Source organism: Enterobacter cloacae complex sp. IR53030, assembly GCF_049238365.1.
Taxonomy (GTDB): Bacteria; Pseudomonadota; Gammaproteobacteria; order Enterobacterales; family Enterobacteriaceae; genus Enterobacter; species Enterobacter kobei.
Window position 1 is genome coordinate 105,161 of record NZ_JBMKHA010000006.1, and the last position, 16,118, is coordinate 121,278.

Consider the following 16,118-nt stretch of genomic DNA (forward strand, 5'->3'; position numbering starts at 1 on the left):
CCTGCTGTTAGTTAAAAGGTTTTAAGTCAACGCGCGCCATCATCGCGGCTAACTGGGTACGATCGGTAATACCGACATTGCTCTGGCTCACGGCCAGGGCTGCAACGGCGGTGGCAAGACGTAACGTATGTTCACTGGATTCACGCATCAGCAGGCCGTAAATCAGGCCGCCAACCATCGAATCCCCAGCGCCAACGGTACTCACAACTTCCATTGACGGCGGTTTGGCAATCCATTCGCCAGAAGCGTTAACCCACAACGCGCCTTCTGCACCCAGCGAGATCACGACGTGAGCGATACCCTGCTCACGCAGCGCATGGGCTGCATCAATCACATCTTTTAATTCTGGCAGCTTACGGCCAGCCCAAATCTCCAGTTCGCGGCGATTCGGTTTCACCAGCCATGGAGACGCTTTCAGACCCGCAACCAGTGCGTCACGGCTGCTGTCGAAAATAATGCATGGGCACTGGCTACGCAGGCGCGTCATCCAGTCGGTAAACGCTTCCGGGCTCACGCCGGACGGCAGGCTGCCGCTGACGCACACCATGTCGAACTGACCGAGCCAGGTGAGGGAGTCGTTAACAAAGCGCTCCCAGTCTGACGGGGTGACTTCGAAGCCAGAGAAGTTCAGGTCGGTCACTTCACCGTCTTTCTCCGTCAGCTTGACGTTGATACGGGTACGGCCCTGAACGACCTGGAAGCGGTTAGCAATGCCCAGCTCGCTGAACAGCTGCTGGAAACCGTCCTGGTTATCTTTACCGAGGAATCCACCCACGGTGACATCGATACCGAGATCCTTGAGCACTTTCGCGACGTTAATCCCTTTGCCCGCAGCATGCAGGCCAGTGGTACGCACGAGGTTTACTTCGCCGCGCTCAATCTCCGGGCAAAACCCCACCAGGTCATATGCCGGGTTCAGCGTAATAGTCGCAACACGTCTGCTCATTATGCGCCCTCCCCCAGACCTGCCGCGATGGCGTCGCCAATCGCTTTCAGCGCCTGTTCAGCATCAGCACCCTGCGCGGTGAAACGCAGACGGTGACCTTTCTTCACGCCCAGCGCGACCACTTTCATCAGACTACGGCCGTTGGCCGGTTTGCCCGTGCCATCAAGGTTAGCCACGGTGATCTCACTTTCGAATTGTTTAATGGTATTCACCAGCATGGTGCCTGGACGGGCGTGCAGGCCGTGTTCGTTACGTACCACGAACTCAGCGGTCAGCAGGTCATCCGTCAGCGCATCATCACTGGTCAGCAGAGCCAGCACGGTGGCAGCATCCGCGTTCAGCAATTTTTCAGCTTTATTATTCAGCAGCAGATCGCCCAGACGCTTCAGCACCGACACTGGCTGCTCATCGTTCATCGCCACGGTGACCAGCATGGCGGCAGGCTCACCCTCAACGTCAAACGCTGTGGCTGCACGGCTCACCGCGATAGCACTGCGCAGGTTGCCTTCAGCACTGTCGTTCAGCCAGATACCCTGGCCAAGATTCAACGGTTTGTCGTTAATCACGCGCGTCACAAAGGTGGCATCAGCCGCCCCGGCTTCTTTAAGACGACCCGCGTTCAGCGCCTGCAGCGTGACCAGATCCGAAGCCACAACATCCAGCGTCAGCGTGTCATTATCCAGTTTCAGCGCTTCACTCTGTTTTTCACCCATCAGCAAGGCACGCAGCTCTTCAGCGGTTGTCGCAGACTTCAGCTGTTCCGCCACGGCGTCATCACTCAGGACATGCGTTAGCTGACGCAGCAGACCCAAATGTTCGTCGCTGCTGGCCGCAATGCCGATAGCCACATACGCTACCTGACCTTCGCCCCAGAGCACGCCCTGCGGGAACTGATAAACCTTCACGCCGGTTTTCAGCACCTGGTCGCGGGTGTCTGTTGTACCGTGCGGAATGGCAATCCCATTACCGAGGAAGGTGGAGGTCTGCTGCTCGCGCGCCAGCATACCGTTTACGTAGCCGTCCGCGACGTTGCCTGCCTGCACAAGGGCAGCGGCAACCTGACGAATAGCCTCTTCTTTATCCCCGGCCTGAGCGCCCGGGTGAATATCCTGAACAGATAACTGGAACATGGTTCTCCTCTCCTGCTGAAATTGAATCGTTTCAGCTTACATGAGAAAAAATACGCTAGCCTGCTCCGCTGGTTAAAACAAGATAGCGCTGAAACGTTTCAAAAAGTCTTGCGCTTTCTGCAATGTCTTGCAAGAAAAGTCGTATTTACGATCTCAGAATTTAGAGATGCAGCACATTTCTTCCGCATTCAGCTGAATTTTGCTGAAGTTCAGCAAATGAGTTTCAGCTAAGTTCAGCCAGCAGGATGAGAAGTTGAAATGCCATTTTGATTTTTCGTGGCATCATTGACCTCGTCCACTGTTTATTTTTTAGCTAACGGCGTAAACTCCGCCCCTCTCTGTTACTCGCTAATTATAAAACATGCATAACACCCCTGCGGCCACCTCGCCGAAGCCCTTCGATTTGACGTCAACGGCGTTCCTGATTGTTGCCTTCTTCACGGGCATTGCTGGCTCGTTGCAAACCCCAACGCTGAGCTTATTCCTGACCAACGAGGTTCACGCCCGTCCTGCGATGGTTGGCTTCTTTTTTACCGGGAGCGCCATTATCGGCATCCTGGTAAGCCAGTTCCTGGCGGGCCGTTCCGACCGAAAAGGCGATCGTAAAAGCCTGATCGTTTTCTGCTGCCTGATGGGCGTCCTGGCCTGCGTTTTGTTTGCCTGGAACCGTAGCTACTTCATTTTATTGTTCGTGGGGGTTTTTCTGAGCAGCTTTGGCTCAACCGCCAACCCGCAGCTGTTTGCCCTCGCCCGCGAGCATGCCGACCATACCGGGCGTGAAGCGGTGATGTTCAGCTCGGTCCTACGTGCTCAGGTGTCGCTGGCGTGGGTGATTGGCCCGCCGCTGGCTTACGCGCTGGCGATGGGGTTTGGCTTTACGGTGATGTACCTGAGCGCGGCGGTCGCGTTTGTGGCGTGCGGTGCGATGGTGTGGTGCTTCCTGCCGTCAATGCGCAAAGAGCCCAAAGTGGCGACAGGCGTCCTGGAGGCCCCGCGCCGTAATCGTCGCGATGCCCTGCTGCTGTTTATTATCTGCACGCTGATGTGGGGCACCAACAGCCTGTATATCATTAACATGCCGCTGTTTATTATTGATGAACTGCATCTGCCGGAGAAACTGGCCGGCATAATGATGGGCACCGCTGCTGGTCTGGAGATCCCGACCATGCTGATAGCGGGCTATTACGCGAAGCGTTTCGGAAAACGTTTTTTGATGCGCATCGCGGCCGTCGCCGGGCTGCTGTTCTACGTCGGTATGCTGACGGTCCATACGCCGGGGCTGCTGCTGGCTTTACAGCTGCTGAACGCCATCTATATCGGGATTCTGGCGGGGATTGGCATGCTCTACTTCCAGGATCTGATGCCGGGCCAGGCAGGCTCAGCGACCACCCTTTATACTAATACCACGCGCGTGGGCTGGATTATTGCAGGCTCCATGGCCGGGGTCGTTGCTGAGATCTGGAACTACCACACGGTGTTCTGGATTGCGCTGGTGATGTGTACGCTGACCATTGGCTGTCTGGCGAGAATCAAAGACGTTTAAGGCGCGGTGAGCGCTTCCAGCTCAAGCAGATAGAGCATCGCCTGCGCACGCGAACTGCCACACATCTCGACCCCAGGCTGTAGCCCGGAGCAGACCTTCGGGCGCAGGGGCGAACCAAAGATCATACACAGGTTGGATTCAGAGAGCTGAACACAGCGGGTATTGGCGGGCTTGCCCTCCGGCATTCCGGGTATCGGGCTTGAAATGGACGGAGCGGTACAGCACGCGCCGCAATCTGGACGACAATCCATACATGCTCTCTCAGTGACGAAGCCCGTGCAGTCGGGCATCGGGCGCACAGTAACACCTTTTGTGCGTTGATAGCAAAAGCCACGAATTCCGCTTGCCTGAAAGGCCGCGCACGAGTAATTTGGCGCGATATTTTTTACCTCCCGTAAACAGGATTATTGCAATGCCAAGAGCGAACGAAATTAAGAAAGGTATGGTACTGAATTACAACGGCAAACTGCTGATTGTGAAAGACATCGACATTCAGGCTCCCAGCGCCCGTGGTGCTGCCACGCTGTACAAAATGCGTTTTGCCGATGTGCGTACCGGCCTGAAAGTGGAAGAGCGCTTTAAAGGTGACGATATTGTCGATACCGTGACCCTGACCCGTCGCTATGTTGATTTCTCTTACGTCGACGGCAACGAGTACGTGTTCATGGATAAAGAAGATTACACCCCGTATATCTTCACCAAAGATCAGATTGAAGAAGAGCTGCTGTTCATCCCTGAAGGCGGTATGCCTGACATGCAGGTTCTGACATGGGATGGCGTGCTGCTGGCGCTGGAACTGCCTCAGACCGTCGATCTGGAAATCGTTGAGACGGCACCTGGCATCAAGGGCGCATCCGCAAGTGCCCGCAACAAACCTGCCACTCTGACCACCGGTCTGGTTGTGCAGGTGCCGGAATACCTCTCCGCAGGCGAGAAGATCCGCATCCATATCGAAGAAAAACGCTATATGGGTCGCGCTGACTGATCGCGGCGTTTGTCGGGTGGCGGCTTCGCCTTACCCGACCTACAAAAACATAAAAACCGGCTCTCAGGCCGGTTTTTTTGTAGGCCCGGTAAGCGTAGCGCCACCGGGCAACAGAACTTAAAGAAGCTCCGGGTATTTCGTCATCTTCAGCGCCAGCTCAACGCCGCGCACTTCCGCCATCCCTTTCAGTCGGCCTATCGCCGAATAGCCAGGGTTGGTTTTCTTGCGCAGATCGTCCAGCATCTGGTGCCCGTGGTCCGGGCGGAACGGAATAGGACGGACATCGCCAGCCTGCTTACGACGCGCCTCTTCTGCCAGGATGGCATCGACCACCGCGACCATATTGACGTCTCCGCCCAGGTGCGCGGCTTCGTGGAAGGTCTTAGGATTATCCTCCCGGCAGGTCGCGCGCAAATGCGTGAAGTGAATGCGATCGCCAAAGGCTTCAATCATCTGCACCAGGTCGTTATCCGCGCGAACACCGTAGGAGCCCGTACACATGGTAAAGCCGTTATAGATGCTGTTGACCGTCTCTTTCAGCCACTGCATATCTTCGATAGTGGAAACGATGCGCGGCAGACCGAGGATAGGACGCGGTGGATCGTCCGGATGCACGGCCAGACGCACGCCGACTTCTTCCGCAACCGGTACGATAGCGCGCAGGAAATAAGCCATGTTTTCACGCAGCTGGTTCTTATCAATATCGCCGTATTCCGCCAGACGCGCGCGGAACTGGTCCAGCGTGTATCCCTCTTCTGCGCCCGGCAGGCCCGCAATGATGTTGCGGGTCAGCTTTTCAATATCCGCTGCACTCGCGTCATTAAACCATTGAAGCGCCTGCTGCTGCTCTTCAGCGGTGTAATCCGCGTCGGCGCCAGGGCGTTTCAGGATGTGCAGCTCAAATGCCGCAAAGGCAATCTGGTCGAAACGCAGCGCTTTTGAGCCGTCCGGCATCGGGTATTCCAGATCGGTCCGCGTCCAGTCCAGAATAGGCATGAAGTTATAGCAAACCGTATCAATGCCGCAGGCCGCCAGGTTGCGAATGCTCTGCTGGTAGTTCGCAATCCAGGTCTGGTAATCCCCGGAATGGGTTTTGATATCTTCGTGGACCGGAATGCTCTCCACGACAGACCAGGTTAATCCCTTCTCCGCCAGCAGCGCCTGGCGCTGTTGAATTTCCTCAACCGGCCAGACCTGGCCGTTAGGAATGTGATGCAGCGCCGTCACGACACCCGTTGCGCCAGCCTGACGCACATCATCAAGAGAAACCGGATCGTTCGGCCCGTACCAACGCCAGGTTTGTTCCATTGCCTCACCCTCTAAAGTTGTTATACCAATATGTGTTACCGCAATGACGACTACCATACATGTTTAGCGTACAGGGTCAACATACCGCCACACGTTGATTGATCTAACTCACAGAACGGGGATATTTACGGCTCACCAATTTTATTTGCTGTCATATAACTTTACACTGGCATTGTTAATTAATGGTTAATCAGGTGTGTATTTCATGAAGACAATTGCCTCCACCTCGCTTCCTGCCCATGTTCAGCAACCTCGCTACGATCGCAAGCAATTACGCTCCCGGATCGTCCATTTTGGCTTTGGCGCATTTCACCGCGCGCACCAGGCGCTGTTAACAAACCGGGTGTTGAATGAAAAAGGCGGCGACTGGGGGATTTGTGAAATTAGCCTCTTTAGCGGCGATGTGCTGATGGGCCAGCTACGCGGGCAGGATCATCTGTTTACCGTGCTGGAGAAAGGTGCTGAAGGAAATCAGCCAATCATTGTCGGCGCCGTTCATGAATGCCTGAATGCAAAGCTTGACTCCCTGTCCGCCATTATTGAGAAATTTTGTGAGCCCCAGGTGGCGATTGTATCGCTCACCATCACCGAGAAAGGCTACTGCATCGATCCCGCGACCGGTAAGCTGGATCGACAAAACGCGCGGATCCAGCACGACCTGGACAACCCCGCCGAACCGCATTCTGCGCCTGGGATCCTGGTCGAGGCGCTACATCGCCGCCGCGAGCGAGGTTTGCCAGCGTTTACCGTGCTTTCCTGTGACAATATTCCTGACAATGGCCACGTGGTGAAAAATGCCGTGCTTGGTATGGCGCAGAAACGTTCCCCGGCGCTGGCGGAGTGGATCGAAAGCCACGTGAGTTTTCCGGGCACGATGGTAGACAGAATTGTTCCCGCGGCGACGGAGGCCTCGCTTGCAGAAATCGCCGATGCGCTCGGCGTCGACGATCCGTGTGCCATCAGCTGCGAGCCGTTTATTCAGTGGGTGGTGGAAGATAATTTTGTTACCGGGCGTCCGGAGTGGGAAGTGGCAGGTGTCCAGATGGTGCAGGACGTTCTGCCGTGGGAACAGATGAAATTACGCATGCTCAACGGCAGCCACTCTTTCCTGGCGTATCTGGGATACCTCGCCGGGTACGCGCATATTAATGAATGTATGGAGGATGCCGCCTTCCGTGAAGCCGCCCGGCGGTTAATGCTGGAGGAGCAGGCGCCTACGCTGCGTATAAAGGATGTGGACCTGACCGCCTATGCCGACAGCCTGATTGCGCGCTTCGCCAACCCGGCGCTGCAACATCGGACCTGGCAGATTGCGATGGACGGTAGCCAGAAACTGCCGCAACGGATGCTGGATGGCATCCGCATCCACCTTGAGCGAAACACCGACTGGCCTCTTCTGGCACTGGGCGTTGCCGGCTGGATACGGTACGTCAGCGGTATCGACGAACGCGGCAACGCGATTGATGTTCGCGATCCCCTCAGCGATAAAATTCGCGCGATTGTCGGGGCCAGCCGCGACGCTGACCGCGTTAACGCGCTGCTGGAGCTGAGCGAGGTCTTTGGCCACGATCTCCCCCAGAATAGCGTATTTGTTGAGGCGGTAAGCGAGGCATACGCGCGCATCACCCGCCGCGGCGCCCGTCAGGCTGTTATAGAAACGTTAAATATTTAACGATTATTGCGCTTAACGCGAACGGACGTCGCCTCCGTTCGCCCTTCCCCTTCTCATTGGGTACGTTTTTCGCCAGGATAAGAGAATAGTGTTATAGCATCACAATTCTCGACTGGAGTGCATGTGACCAAAACGAACCTCATCACCGGTTTTCTCGGCAGCGGTAAAACCACCTCAATTCTCCATCTGCTGGCGAATAAAGATCCTGCAGAGAAATGGGCCGTACTGGTCAATGAATTTGGCGAAGTGGGCATTGATGGTGCGCTGCTGTCAGAGAGTGGCGCAATGATTAAAGAGATCCCCGGCGGGTGCATGTGCTGCGTCAATGGCCTGCCGATGCAGGTCGGGCTCAATACGCTGCTGCGTCAGGGTAAACCGGACCGCCTGCTGATTGAGCCTACCGGTCTGGGCCATCCGAAGCAGATCCTCGATTTGCTGACCGCACCGGTCTACGAGCCGTGGATCGATCTGCGCGCCACCCTGTGCCTGCTCGACCCGCGTCTGCTGCTTGATGAAAAAGCGGTGGCCAATGAGAACTTCCGCGATCAGCTCGCCTCGGCGGACGTTATTGTCGCTAATAAAGAAGATCGCGCCACGGCGGAAAGCCAGGCCGCGCTTGAGGCGTGGTGGCAACATTTCGGCGGCAATCGTACCCGCGTGCAGACCACCCAGGGAAAAATCGATAGCGCCCTGCTCGACCTGCCTCGCCAGAATCTGGCGGAACTCCCGGCCAGCGCAGAGCATGCTCATCACCATCCCGTTAAACAGGGACTGGCGGCGCTTAGCCTGCCAGAGCACCAGCGCTGGCGACGTAATCTGAACAGCGGCCAGGGATATCAGGCCTGCGGATGGATTTTCGATGCCGATACGGTTTTCGACACCATAGGCATCCTTGAGTGGGCCAGACTTGCGCCGGTTGATCGCGTAAAAGGCATTATGCGCACGCCAGACGGGCTGGTGCGGATCAACCGTCAGGGCGAGGATTTCTTTATCGAAACGCAAAACGTCGCGCCGCCGGATAGCCGAATAGAGTTAATTAGTGCGGTTAACGCCGACTGGAATGCCCTGCAGTCCAGCCTGTTGAAGCTTCGTTTAAGTTCAGGCGGCTAACGTTGCACCAGTTTTCACTCTATGCTGAACGTTATGACAACTCGATTTCCCCTGATATTACTGCTTAATGTCGCCGGTCTGGCGCTGTTTTTCTCCTGGTATATCCCGGCGAATCACGGTTTCTGGTTCCCGCTGGATTCAGGCCTGTTTCATTTCTTCAACCAGGCGCTGGTGAAGAGCGATGCGTTCCTGTGGCTGGTGGCAATCACCAACAACCGCGCCTTCGACGGCATTTCCTTGCTGGCGATGGGCGGTCTGATGCTCTCTTTCTGGCTCAAAGAGGATGGCACAGGGCGTCGCCGTATCCTGATCATCGGTCTGGTGATGCTTCTGGCTGCGGTGGTTATTAATCAGCTGGCGCAACATCTGATGCCGGTAAAACGCGCCAGCCCGTCGCTCTCTTTCCCGAATATTTACCGCGTCAGCGAATTGCTGCATATTCCAACGAAAGATGCGTCGAAAGACAGTTTTCCGGGCGATCACGGCATGATGCTGCTTATTTTTTCAGGTTTCATGCTGCGCTATTTCGGCAAGAAGGCATTCACTATTGCCCTGCTTATTGTGGTGATATTTGCCTTCCCGCGCGTGATGATTGGCGCTCACTGGCTGACGGATATTGTCGTGGGTTCTCTTTCAGCAGTGCTGATTGGTCTGCCGTGGGTGCTGATGACCCCCTTGAGCGATCGCCTGATTGCCGTTTTTGATCGCTATCTCCCGCGCAGAAAGCAACAAGTATTAAACAAATAACTACCGTTTTTAACGTTAATCGTCAGGGATCATTGCGATCCCTGATAGATCACGTCCCCCGATCCTTTCACGCTGTCATATTCTCGTCATCGTATTCATGATAAAAATGAAGCAATTGCGCGATAACGCTGCGGATCTGCCGCTATTTTGAGCAATTGCCCATTTTTACTTTCTGTATCACAATTTCTTATAAAAAAAACGGTTTTTTTACTCGCAATACCCCAGGCAATCGGTTAATCTCGAACTCGTTTTGCCCCATAGGGATAATTATTTCGATGGTGAATAATTTTGTGCGCTGTGCCACAAATGTCATCAGAAACAATTGTCTCATTGTGTACAGATAATTAGTCTCGTCACGTTTGGCATTTTTATAACGATATTTGTCGTTAAGGACTTCAAGGGAAAATAAACAAAATGGTCAAATCTCAACCGTTTCTGAGATATATCTTACGGGGGATCCCGGCGATAGCAGTCGCGGTACTGTTATCTGCATGTAGTACATCGAACACCGCAAAGAATATGCATCCTGAGACGCGTGTTGTGGGAACGGAAGATTCCTCTTCACTGCAAGCTTCTCAGGATGAATTTGAAAATATGGTACGTAATCTGGACGTGAAGTCCCGTATTATGGACCAGTATGCTGACTGGAAAGGCGTGCGTTATCGTCTTGGCGGCAATACTAAAAAAGGTATTGACTGTTCCAGTTTTGTACAACGTACGTTCCGTGAGCAATTTGGATTAGATCTTCCGCGTTCGACCTACGAACAGCAGGAGATGGGCAAGTCAATTTCCCGCACCAAGCTGCGCACCGGTGACTTAGTTCTGTTCCGTGCTGGTTCAACAGGTCGACACGTTGGCATTTACATTGGTAATGACCAGTTTGTACATGCCTCCACCAGCAGCGGCGTCACCATCTCCAGCATGAACGAACCGTACTGGAAGAAGCGCTACAACGAAGCGCGCCGCGTACTGACACGCAGTTAATATCATGATTGTATCGCTGGTTATCCCTTGGCTGGCGATATAATAAAAAAAAGCACTGCTTAGGCGGTGCTTTTTTTTGCCCGTTACACTGAATATAATCAGCGGCAATTCAGGAATCACGACGTTTATGCTCACCCGCTACTTCGCCAGTCATCGCAAGATACTGTTCTTCAGCATTATTACCGGCCTGATCGCGGCTATCCTACTGGGCTCATTGCAATTTTTCTGGAGCTACCATAAGCGGGAAATCCGATTCGATACGCTAATTAAGGATGTGAGCATCTACATGGAGAACTATTTCGAGGAGCTGAAAACCTCGATCGACGTACTCCAGCCGCTCACGCTGAATAATTGCCAGGACGTTAACGCGGAGCTTACCTCGCGCGCGGCCTTCAGCATCAACGTGCGCGCCTTTCTGCTGGTCAGAAACAAAATGGCGTTCTGCTCGTCAGCCACAGGGCCGATGAATACGCCGATGGAGGAGCTGATACCCGAACTGCACATCAACAAGCAGATTGATATCGCGCTGCTGCCCGGCACGCCCATGCTGCCCAACAGACCCGCCATTGCCATCTGGTATCGTAATCCGTTAGTGAAGGACGGCGGCGTATTCACCTCGGTGAATCTCAACCTGACGCCGTACCTGCTTTATACCGCGCGCCAGGAAGAGTTTGCCGGCATCGCGATTATCATCGGCGACAATGCACTATCCACCTCCTCAAGCACCCTCGTCAGGGCGAGTGATTTACATCAAACGCCCGCGCGCACCGCGACGCTCACAGAGGTCCCTCTCACCATCAAACTGTACGCCAGGGAGTGGACGAGCGACGAGATCCTCTTCGCCCTGTTCTTCGGCCTGTTATGCGGGATTGCGGCAGGATCGCTTAACTTCTACATCCTCACCCTGCGTCTCAACCCGGGCAAAGAAATTCTGAGCGCCATCAAGCGCGGTCAGTTTTATGTGGTTTATCAGCCAGTGGTGGATACGGATGCACTTCAGATGCGGGGCGTTGAAGTGCTGATGCGCTGGAAACACCCGACCATGGGTGAGATCCCACCGGACGCCTTTATCAATTTTGCCGAAGCGCAAAAGCTGATTGTCCCGCTGACGCTGCATTTGTTTGACCTCATCATTCGCAATGCGCCGGTGTTACAAACCGTGCTGCCGCCGGGCGCAAAGCTGGGGATCAATATCGCGCCGGGGCATCTGCATGCGGAAAGCTTCAAAGATGATATGCGCACCTTCAAAAGCTTACTGCCGCCAGATTACTTCCAGATCGTGCTGGAGATCACCGAGCGCGACATGCTTAACCATCGGGAAGCCAGCAGCCTCTTCGAATGGCTACATAACGAAGGATTCGAAATCGCCATTGATGATTTCGGTACCGGCCACAGTGCGCTGATCTATCTTGAACATTTCACCATGGACTACCTGAAAATCGACCGTGGGTTTGTCAACGCAATTGGCACCGAAACCGTCACCTCTCCGGTGCTGGATGCTGTGCTGACGCTGGCAAGAAAGCTGAATATGTTAACCGTTGCGGAAGGGGTGGAAACGCCGGAACAGGCAGCCTGGCTGCGTGAGCATGGCGTCCACTTCCTGCAGGGATACTGGATTAGCCGTCCTATGCCGCTGGAACAGTTCCGCACCTGGCAAAATAAGGTGTCGTCTCAGGCCGAATAATTTCACATTGCCCGTGACGTCACTTATTATTCAGCTTAACTGAGCCGGTCTGTAAAAAAGGGAGCCGCCGCGAGATGTTTATGCGCTTCATGTTGCTTTTGTTGGTATTAGCAAGCCTGTCGAGCCAGGCGCAAACCATCAAAGAAAACATCGCGTTCGCCGTGATTGGCGAGCCAAAGTACGCGGTCAATTTTACGCACTTCGATTACGTCAATCCTGCCGCCCCCAAAGGCGGAAAGGTCACACTCTCCGCCACGGGAACATTTGACAACTTTAACCGCTTCGCCCTGCGTGGCGTCGCGGCGGCGCGAACGGAATCCCTTTACGATACGCTTTTTGTGACCTCCGATGATGAACCCGGCAGCTACTATCCGCTGATTGCTGATAATGTCCGCTATGCGGATAACTTCGCCTGGGCCGAAATTTCGCTCAACCCCCGGGCCCGTTTTCACGATGGCTCGCCGGTTAAGGCCAGCGACGTGGCCTTTACGTTTCATAAATTTATGACCGAAGGCGTACCCCAGTTCCGCATTGTGTATAAAGGCGCAACGGTGCGCGCCATTGCCCCCCTGACCGTGCGCATCGAGCTGAGCGAGCCGAATAAAGAGAATATGCTCAGCCTGTTTTCGCTGCCGGTTATGCCTGAATCGTTCTGGAAAAATCATAAGCTCAGCGACCCGCTCTCCACGCCGCCGCTGGCCGGCGGCCCCTACCGCATCACCGACTGGCGCATGGGGCAGTACGTGGTCTATTCCCGGGTGAAAGATTACTGGGCGGCAAACCTGCCGGTAAACCGTGGGCGCTGGAATTTCGACACCCTTCGCTATGATTACTACCTTGACGATAATGTCGCATTTGAAGCGTTCAAAGCGGGCGCCTTCGATTTACGCGTGGAGAGCAGCGCGAAAAACTGGGCGACCCGTTATATCGGCAAGAATTTCGCGAAAGGCTATATCGTTAAAGACGAGCATAAAAACGAATCCGCCCAGGACACGCGCTGGCTGGCGTTTAATATTCAGCGTCCGGTATTCGCTGACCGCCGCGTTCGGGAAGCGATTTCCCTGGCCTTTGATTTTGAATGGATGAACAAAGCGCTGTTTTACGGGGCTTACAGCCGTGCGAACAGCTATTTCCAGAATACGGAATATGCCGCGCGTGATTATCCGAAAGCCGACGAACTGGTTCTGCTGGCCCCGCTGAAGGCGGAAGTGCCGCCGGAGGTGTTTACCACGGTCTTTCAGCCCCCGGCCTCAAACGGTGACGGCTACGACCGCGACAACCTGCTGAAGGCCAGCAAGCTGCTGGATGAGGCGGGCTGGCACCTTAAAAATCAAAAGCGCGTGGATGCCAAAACGGGTAAGCCTCTCAGCTTTGAGCTGCTGCTCTCATCCGGGGGCAACGATCAGTGGGTACTGCCGTTTAAGCACAACCTGGAGCGACTGGGGATTACCATGAACATTCGCCAGGTTGATAACGCACAGATCACCAACCGCATGCGCAGCCGTGATTACGACATGATGCAGCGTCTGTGGCCCGCCCAGCCGTGGCCGAGCTCGGACCTGCAAATTTCCTGGGCTTCCAGCTACATCGACTCCTCATACAATGCGCCAGGCGTAAAAAGCCCGGCGATTGATGCGCTGATTGCGAAAATTGTGGCGGCGCAGGGCGATAAAGAAAAACTCCTGCCGCTCGGCCGTGCCCTCGACAGGGTCTTAACCTGGAACTACTACATGCTGCCCATGTGGTATATGGGCGAAGACCGTCTGGCACGCTGGGATAAATTCTCCGTACCTGCCGTGCGCCCTGTCTACTCGCTGGGCTTTGACACCTGGTGGTATGACGTCAATAAAGCCGCCAGACTGCCCGCTGAGCGGCGATAAGGAATCATCATGGGTGCCTATCTGATTCGCCGTCTGCTGCTGGTCATTCCCACGCTGTGGGCCATCATCACCATTAACTTTTTTATCGTGCAAATCGCCCCCGGCGGCCCGGTCGATCAGGCGATTGCTGCTATTGAGTTTGGTAACAACGGCGGCATGCCCGGCGGCGGCGGCGAAGGCATGGGCGCGAGCCATGCGCGTACCGGCGTGGGGAATATCAGTGAAAGCCACTATCGCGGCGGGCGCGGGCTTGATCCTGAGGTGATCGCCGAGATCACCCACCGCTACGGCTTCGATAAGCCCATTCACGAGCGCTATTTCAAGATGCTCTGGGATTATATCCGCTTTGATTTTGGCGATAGCCTGTTTCGCAGTGCGTCAGTGTTAACGTTGATCAAGCAAAGCCTGCCGGTTTCGGTCACGCTGGGGCTGTGGGGAACGCTGATTATCTACCTGGTCTCTATCCCGCTCGGGATCCGTAAAGCGGTTTACAACGGCAGCCGCTTCGATATCTGGAGCAGCACCTTCATCATCATCGGCTATGCCATCCCGGCGTTCCTGTTTGCCGTCCTGCTGATCGTCTTCTTTGCCGGGGGCAGCTATTTCGACATCTTCCCGCTACGAGGTTTAGTCTCCGCCGATTTCAGCACGCTGCCGTGGTATCAGAAAATCACCGACTATCTCTGGCATATCACGCTGCCGGTTCTGGCCACGGTGATCGGTGGGTTTGCCGCTCTGACCATGCTGACCAAAAACGCGTTTCTCGATGAAATCCGCAAGCAGTATGTTGTCACGGCCCGCGCCAAAGGGGTCAGCGAGAAGCAGATTATGTGGAAACACGTCTTCCGCAACGCCATGCTGCTGGTGATTGCCGGATTTCCCGCCACGTTCATCAGTATGTTTTTTACCGGCTCACTGTTGATAGAGGTGATGTTCTCGCTCAACGGTCTGGGGCTGCTGGGCTATGAGGCCACCGTGTCGCGTGATTATCCGGTGATGTTTGGCACACTCTATATTTTCACCCTGATTGGCCTGCTGCTGAATATCGTCAGCGATATCAGCTATACGCTGGTCGATCCCCGAATTGATTTTGAGGGCCGCTGATGCCGCGTTTAAGCCCCGTCAACCAGGCCCGCTGGGCCCGTTTTCGCTACAACCGTCGCGGCTACTGGTCGCTGTGGATTTTTGCCGTCCTGTTTGTCCTGAGCATGTGTTCGGAGCTTATCGCCAACGACAAACCGCTGCTGGTGCATTTTAACGACCGCTGGTATGTGCCGGTGCTGGCTAACTACAGCGAAAGCGACTTTGGTGGCCCGTTTGCAACACCGGCGGAGTATCAGGATCCGTGGCTGCGCCAGCAGATTGAGCAGCACGGCTGGGCCCTCTGGGCGCCGGTGCGTTTTGGTGCGAACAGCATAAACTTTGCCACCACGACCCCCTTCCCTTCCCCACCCTCGACGCAAAACTGGCTGGGGACGGACGCTAACGGTGGTGATGTGCTGGCACGCATTCTCTATGGCACACGGATTTCAATTCTCTTTGGGCTGATGCTGACAATCTTCTCCAGCGTGATGGGCGTGGTGGCGGGTGCCGTTCAGGGCTACTACGGCGGGAAAATTGACCTGTGGGGCCAGCGTATCATCGAAGTCTGGTCCGGTATGCCAACGCTATTTTTGATCATCCTGCTGTCCAGCGTGGTACAGCCGAACTTCTGGTGGCTGCTCGGCATCACCGTTCTGTTCGGCTGGATGGCGCTGGTGGGTGTCGTGCGGGCGGAGTTCCTGCGCACCCGCAATTTCGACTATATTCGCGCCGCGCAGGCGCTTGGGGTGAGCGACCGGGGGATCATCTTCCGCCATATGCTGCCTAATGCCGTCGTGGCCACGCTCACCTTCCTGCCGTTTATTCTGTGCAGCTCCATTACCACCCTCACCTCGCTGGATTTTCTGGGCTTTGGCCTGCCGTTGGGCTCACCGTCGCTCGGCGAACTGCTGCTGCAGGGCAAGAATAACCTTCAGGCACCGTGGTTAGGCATCACCGCCTTTCTTTCCGTGGCCGTGCTGCTTTCGCTGCTGATTTTTATTGGCGAAGCCGTGCGCGATGCCTTTGACCCCAATAAGGCGGTATAA

General features: G+C 55.1%; 14 protein-coding genes. 10 read left to right on the forward strand and 4 right to left on the reverse strand.

The features are described 5' to 3' along the window. Window positions 1-7: 7 nt before the first annotated feature. Complete coding sequence (gene fruK, locus ACOTXR_RS08380) at window positions 8-946, reverse strand: 1-phosphofructokinase (RefSeq protein ID WP_008500936.1); 939 nt, start codon at window positions 944-946, stop codon at window positions 8-10. Then, window positions 946-2,076 carry a fused PTS fructose transporter subunit IIA/HPr protein gene (gene fruB / locus ACOTXR_RS08385; RefSeq protein WP_023330930.1) on the reverse strand — a complete coding sequence of 377 codons (1,131 nt, stop codon included), beginning with the start codon at window positions 2,074-2,076 and terminating at the stop codon, window positions 946-948. The genes fruK and fruB overlap by 1 nt, the downstream gene beginning before the upstream one ends. A 361-nt stretch (window positions 2,077-2,437) precedes the next feature. Between fruB and setB the strand changes: the two genes are divergently transcribed. After that, a complete protein-coding gene (gene setB, locus ACOTXR_RS08390) occupies window positions 2,438-3,619 on the forward strand; it encodes a sugar efflux transporter SetB (RefSeq protein ID WP_058691089.1) in 1,182 nt (393 codons plus the stop codon). Here the strand turns inward: setB and ACOTXR_RS08395 are convergent. Continuing rightward, window positions 3,616-3,870 carry a YkgJ family cysteine cluster protein gene (locus tag ACOTXR_RS08395; RefSeq protein ID WP_023330932.1) on the reverse strand — a complete coding sequence of 85 codons (255 nt, stop codon included), beginning with the start codon at window positions 3,868-3,870 and terminating at the stop codon, window positions 3,616-3,618. The two genes, setB and ACOTXR_RS08395, sit on opposite strands and share 4 nt — an antisense overlap. A gap of 161 nt (window positions 3,871-4,031) precedes the next feature. Here ACOTXR_RS08395 and yeiP point away from each other — a divergent pair, with 161 nt between their 5' ends. Beyond that, complete coding sequence (gene yeiP / locus ACOTXR_RS08400; RefSeq protein ID WP_014884579.1) at window positions 4,032-4,604, forward strand: elongation factor P-like protein YeiP; 573 nt, start codon at window positions 4,032-4,034, stop codon at window positions 4,602-4,604. A 117-nt stretch (window positions 4,605-4,721) separates the two neighbouring features. On the opposite strand, the gene uxuA is transcribed toward yeiP, so the two are convergent. Continuing rightward, window positions 4,722-5,912, reverse strand: coding sequence for a mannonate dehydratase (uxuA, locus tag ACOTXR_RS08405; protein ID WP_014884580.1), 1,191 nt, complete (start codon window positions 5,910-5,912; stop codon window positions 4,722-4,724). 205 nt (window positions 5,913-6,117) lie between these two features. On the opposite strand from uxuA, the gene ACOTXR_RS08410 reads away from it, so the two are divergent. The 8 genes from ACOTXR_RS08410 to ACOTXR_RS08445 all read left to right on the forward strand — a co-directional run bounded on the left by ACOTXR_RS08410 (window position 6,118) and on the right by ACOTXR_RS08445 (window position 16,118). Then, entirely contained in the window at window positions 6,118-7,584 is a 1,467-nt protein-coding gene (locus ACOTXR_RS08410) for a mannitol dehydrogenase family protein (protein WP_058691090.1), read from the forward strand. A gap of 123 nt (window positions 7,585-7,707) precedes the next feature. After that, on the forward strand, window positions 7,708-8,694 hold the full coding sequence (locus ACOTXR_RS08415) for a CobW family GTP-binding protein (RefSeq protein WP_014884582.1): 987 nt from the start codon (window positions 7,708-7,710) through the stop codon (window positions 8,692-8,694). 33 nt (window positions 8,695-8,727) lie between these two features. Beyond that, entirely contained in the window at window positions 8,728-9,441 is a 714-nt protein-coding gene (locus ACOTXR_RS08420; RefSeq protein WP_014884583.1) for a phosphatase PAP2 family protein, read from the forward strand. Between the two features lie 414 nt (window positions 9,442-9,855). After that, window positions 9,856-10,425, forward strand: a complete 570-nt coding sequence (gene mepS, locus ACOTXR_RS08425) for a bifunctional murein DD-endopeptidase/murein LD-carboxypeptidase (RefSeq protein WP_014884584.1) — start codon at window positions 9,856-9,858, stop codon at window positions 10,423-10,425. Between the two features lie 127 nt (window positions 10,426-10,552). Continuing rightward, the gene (locus tag ACOTXR_RS08430; RefSeq protein ID WP_222834603.1) at window positions 10,553-12,109 is read left to right on the forward strand and encodes a cyclic di-GMP phosphodiesterase; all 1,557 of its coding nucleotides are present in this window, start codon (window positions 10,553-10,555) and stop codon (window positions 12,107-12,109) included. A 74-nt stretch (window positions 12,110-12,183) separates the two neighbouring features. Further along, window positions 12,184-13,989, forward strand: a complete 1,806-nt coding sequence (locus tag ACOTXR_RS08435; RefSeq protein WP_058691093.1) for an extracellular solute-binding protein — start codon at window positions 12,184-12,186, stop codon at window positions 13,987-13,989. Between the two features lie 9 nt (window positions 13,990-13,998). After that, a complete protein-coding gene (locus ACOTXR_RS08440) occupies window positions 13,999-15,093 on the forward strand; it encodes a microcin C ABC transporter permease YejB (protein WP_032636009.1) in 1,095 nt (364 codons plus the stop codon). Then, window positions 15,093-16,118, forward strand: coding sequence for an ABC transporter permease (locus tag ACOTXR_RS08445; RefSeq protein ID WP_058691094.1), 1,026 nt, complete (start codon window positions 15,093-15,095; stop codon window positions 16,116-16,118). Before ACOTXR_RS08440 ends, ACOTXR_RS08445 begins: the two co-directional genes overlap by 1 nt.